Annotated in this window: 5 protein-coding genes and 1 pseudogene; 1 reads left to right on the top strand and 5 read right to left on the bottom strand. The window is 57.7% G+C overall.

All coding sequences use genetic code 11. From position 1 onward, the window contains the following. Positions 1-419 (bottom strand): phage integrase SAM-like domain-containing protein (locus QT222_RS02755; protein ID WP_491476226.1); only part of this gene is annotated, 419 nt, incomplete at its 3' end. Between the two features lie 48 nt (positions 420-467). Here QT222_RS02755 and QT222_RS02750 point away from each other — a divergent pair. Further along, positions 468-755: pseudogene (locus tag QT222_RS02750) on the top strand (endonuclease III domain-containing protein); the annotation flags it as partial. Here the strand turns inward: QT222_RS02750 and QT222_RS02745 are convergent. From QT222_RS02745 to QT222_RS02730, 4 genes are all read right to left on the bottom strand, one after another. Then, entirely contained in the window at positions 752-1,183 is a 432-nt protein-coding gene (locus tag QT222_RS02745) for a DUF7332 family protein (RefSeq protein ID WP_004057378.1), read from the bottom strand. The pseudogene QT222_RS02750 and the gene QT222_RS02745 overlap by 4 nt on opposite strands. 72 nt (positions 1,184-1,255) lie before the next feature. Next, on the bottom strand, positions 1,256-1,639 hold the full coding sequence (locus QT222_RS02740) for a methylglyoxal synthase (protein ID WP_004057379.1): 384 nt from the start codon (positions 1,637-1,639) through the stop codon (positions 1,256-1,258). Between the two features lie 83 nt (positions 1,640-1,722). Beyond that, entirely contained in the window at positions 1,723-2,112 is a 390-nt protein-coding gene (locus tag QT222_RS02735) for a type IV pilin N-terminal domain-containing protein (RefSeq protein ID WP_491476225.1), read from the bottom strand. A gap of 95 nt (positions 2,113-2,207) precedes the next feature. Beyond that, positions 2,208-2,611: MBL fold metallo-hydrolase RNA specificity domain-containing protein (locus QT222_RS02730; protein WP_491476224.1), on the bottom strand; the 404-nt coding region annotated here is incomplete at its 5' end.

The raw sequence follows: 2,611 nt of genomic DNA, 5'->3' as shown, positions 1-2,611 counted from the left end.
ATCATTGGTATCGGCAACCAATGAACTTCGAGGTCGTTCTCACGAGCCGTCTTAGTCCCCTCATTGAGCCAGTTGAGAATCCAATCCTCTTCCCACTCATCCTCGTCGTCAACGTGCCCTAAATCCGAGTCAACGTAGTCATTCAAATACTGACGCACTGAATACCATTTGTGACTAATGGTCCCGTGAGCGAGATTTTTCTCATTATCCAGCCAGATACTAAACTCTTCGAGAGCGAGGTTGTCTATCTCCTCAAGGTCATCGATGCCGAACTCAACCATGAATCGGTCGAAATCCTCAAGAGCAATGCGGGCCTTCTTAGCGTTCTCCTTGGTATTTTTGACCGCTTTCCGCCGTAAGAACGCCTCTCCTTTGGGGAATTCGTTGTCTGTTTGTAGCGTTTTATACCGACCACTCATGTACTCAGAGGATACGACGCTGTTAACATAATGATACCGGATTCTAACGTCTTTCCGGTAGATACGCACGTCCACCGAATCGCCCGCCGACTCGGAGTCGCTCCTGCCGACGCCGACCACGAAGGCGTCCGTGCGGCGCTCGAACGCGAGGTGCCCGCCGAGAAGTGCGGCTTCGGCCATACGGCGATGATTCAGTTCGGACGGGAGTTCTGCAAGGCGAGAAAACCGGTTTGTCTCGACGGAAAAGACGAGTGTCCGATGGCAGACGTGTGCGAGAAAGTCGGCGTCGACGTAGCGGGCCAATCAGTCGTCGACCCGGCCGCCGCGGACGACTAACACTGTTTCGTCCGAATGCCACTCACTGGTGACCCGTCAGCGTTGTACGACGAGTCGAGACCCGAGTCCGCGAACATCGGGAGATTCATCGAGTAGTCGTAGACGACGCTGAACCGCGAGAAGGGATTCGAGAGGAAGTCCGTCACCGGACCGACGCCGTCGAAGGCGACGCCAGCACGGAGTTGAATAATAGACTGATTTCCGATATCGCCGCTTGCTTCCATTCCGAAACCGCCCGCTCCGCCGAGGTTTTCGAACATCGAGAGGAAGACCACGAGGTCGATACCTGCGCCCTCGCCCCCGATGTCAAACTGGTGTCCTTCGCCGTGGAAACACGGTGACGTCGGTCCAGTCGCGGCTGTAACGGGGGCAGTAGCGATGATGAGAACGAACAGCAACGTCGGAAATAAACGAACCGCAGTGTCCATACAGTTGCTACTGCGTTCTGCTAATTAAGGATATGTAGCGGTTTTCAAAATTGATACAGAGGGGCGAGTCGGCTATTCCTCGTCGTCTAACCGGCTGACGAGTTCGTCGAGGACGGCGTCGGCGCTCGCGAGGTTGGTCGCAAGCGGCGTCTGATGAACGTCGCAGATGCGGAGGAGCGCGGAGATGTCCGGCTCGTGGGGCTGTGCGGTCAACGGGTCGCGAAGGAAGACGACGCCGTCGCAGGTCTCGTCGGCAATCTCCGCGCCGATTTGCAGGTCGCCGCCGAGCGGCCCGGACTCCTTGCGGTCGATGTCGAGGCCCGTCGCGTCGATGAGTCGCTGGCCGGTCGTCCCCGTCGCGATGAGTTCGAAGCGTTCGAGGTCGGCTTTCCGTTCCTCGGCGAACGCGATGAGGTCCGGTTTCTTCTCGTCGTGAGCAATAAGTGCGAGACGCATGGAGTTGATTCGTTCGAGGGTAGTGATGAATCTTCGGCCTTCGAGAGGAGAAATTCACCGCGCCCGTTCAAAAGAGACCGCGGTCAGGCAGTGAGTTGAACGAGCGTCGTCTCGCTTTCGCCACCAATGTAGACGAGCCGAACTGTCTCGCCTTCCGACGCGGAGACTGACACTGAATCTCCCTGCTCGACGGCACCATCACCGTCTGCGAGGGACGCCCACGACTGTTCACGCTCTCCAACGACGACGGTCAATTCGTCGGCTGAAATAGAGTCACCGGCGGCGTGTTCGATGCGTACCGTTCCGTCGGAGACTGACGAGGTAAACGAGGCCTGAGGTGATTTGTCGACGCTCTCTCCCGATTCGAGGACGAACGTCCCGACGATGGCAGCCCCGAAAACGGCACTGACAAGTGTGAACAGGAGACCCGCGAGAAGGACAACAAGCACGATGACTTTGCCAACGGTACTCAAATTTGAGAATCGTGTACGGAGACTCACACGAGTCGTTGCCTCGTGTTGATATATAAAATATCCGGACAGGTCAGACTCGATACCGGGAGCGTCCGTTACTTGAAGCGGAACGTTTCGAGGTTCTTCGGTGCGAACGTCCGCATGTTGTAGTCGTGGTAGAGCGCTGAGGAGAGGTCCTGCACGGAGCGTTCGTCACCGTGGACACAGAGCACCTTCTCCGGGCGCGGATTCATCGTCTTGACAAAGTTTTCGAGACCCTCACGGTCGGCGTGGCCGGAGAAACCGTCGACCGTCTCGACGTCCATCTCGGGTTTGAGCGTATCGGAGCGACCGCGTCCATTGCCGTCGTTGACGGGTATTTCGTCCCATCCGTTCTGGATGCGGCGACCGAGCGTCCCCTGTGCCTGGTAGCCGACGAAGACGAGCCGGGATTTCGGGTCGGGGCCGACGTGGCGGAGCCACGACATGATGGGGCCGCCGGTGACCATACCAGAGGTAG

The organism is Haloferax sp. s1 (genome assembly GCF_058382125.1).
This window is presented reverse-complemented; position numbering and strand designations above follow the sequence as displayed.

Bases quoted from the DNA above. Each gene is read 5' to 3' on its own strand.
- QT222_RS02745 (WP_004057378.1), bottom strand. From the start codon at position 1,183: ATGGACACTGCGGTTCGTTTATTTCCGACGTTGCTGTTCGTTCTCATC.
- QT222_RS02740 (WP_004057379.1), bottom strand. From the start codon at position 1,639: ATGCGTCTCGCACTTATTGCTCACGACGAGAAGAAACCGGACCTCATC.